Genomic DNA, 406 nt, shown 5'->3' with positions numbered 1-406 from the left:
GGCCGTCGCCTCACGTGACCGGCGTTGGGTCGACGTCGCCGGCCTGGTCCTCGTCCGGCAGCGGCCGGGTTCGGCGAAGGGTGTCATGTTCATGACCATCGAAGATGAAACCACTGTCGCCAATATCGTGATCTGGGAAAAAGTGTTCGAGCGGTTTCGCCGGACCGTGCTCGGCGCCGGTATGATCGGGATCAAGGGGAGGGTGCAGCGCGAAGGCGAGGTGGTCCATATCATCGCCCGCCAACTCATTGATCTCTCCGCCGAGCTCGCCAGTGTCGGCTCGCGCGACGCGGGATTCCCGCTTCCGCACGGCAGGGCCGACGAGTTCCACCATGGATCGCCAGCCCCTGCTTCGAGAGGTTTGCAGAAAGCGTGGGATCTCGCGCACGACTACGGTCATACCGAC

General features: G+C 64.0%; 1 protein-coding gene. It reads left to right on the top strand.

Features of this window, described 5'->3' with window-relative positions:
* Positions 1 to 406, top strand: a 406-nt coding sequence (locus tag CEV33_RS00155; protein WP_235818311.1) for an OB-fold nucleic acid binding domain-containing protein, incomplete at both ends; no start/stop codon positions are given.

It is taken from the genome of Brucella grignonensis, from assembly GCF_002252505.1.
In the GTDB taxonomy this organism is placed as follows: Bacteria; Pseudomonadota; Alphaproteobacteria; order Rhizobiales; family Rhizobiaceae; genus Brucella; species Brucella grignonensis.
Note: the sequence above shows the minus strand (reverse complement) of the source record. Positions and strands in the feature narration are given on the sequence as shown.